This is a genomic window from Mycobacterium sp. KBS0706 (assembly GCF_005938675.2).
Classification (GTDB): Bacteria; Pseudomonadota; Alphaproteobacteria; order DSM-16000; family Inquilinaceae; genus Inquilinus.
The window spans coordinates 1-465 of sequence record NZ_VCCH02000351.1 but is presented as its reverse complement, the minus strand read 5'-3'; the positions used below and the strand labels follow the sequence as shown (position 1 = coordinate 465).

At 72.3% G+C, this 465-nt stretch carries 1 protein-coding gene; it reads left to right on the top strand.

Annotated features, from left to right (window positions below; genetic code table 11):
• Positions 1–352: hypothetical protein (locus FFK22_RS43675; protein ID WP_186002991.1), on the top strand; the 352-nt coding region annotated here is incomplete at its 5' end.
• Positions 353–465: the final 113 nt, after the last annotated feature.

Genomic DNA, 465 nt, shown 5'->3' with positions numbered 1-465 from the left:
CCAGGAAGACTGGCACGCGCTGCGGGTGAAGCTGGCGGTGCTGGCGGCGTCCTATGAATCGTCCAAGGACGCCGATGAGGTCGACCGCCGCAGCACCGAGGTGTGCGAGCGGGTGGAACGGCCGAAGGTGGCGGAGCTGATCGAGGCCAGCCGGGCGGAGGTCGCGGTGGCGGCGTTGTGCCGGCGCTGGGGCTTCCCGCCGGAGGTCGAACGCTGGCTCGAGATGGCGGACGAGGCCCTGGAGCATCTCGGCTTCCTGCCGTCGGAGGATGGCGAGGACGACCCGCCCGAGGACAAGCCCGAGCCCCGCCCGGCCGGCCGCCGCAAGCCCAAGCCGCCGGACACGGGGTAAGGCCGCCGGCGCGTCGCACTCACCCCATCCGCCACTTTCAACCTTCACGCGAACGCAGCCTTCCACGCTCCCCCTCCCCTTGCAGGAGGGGGTTGGGGGAGGGGTCTGCGCTC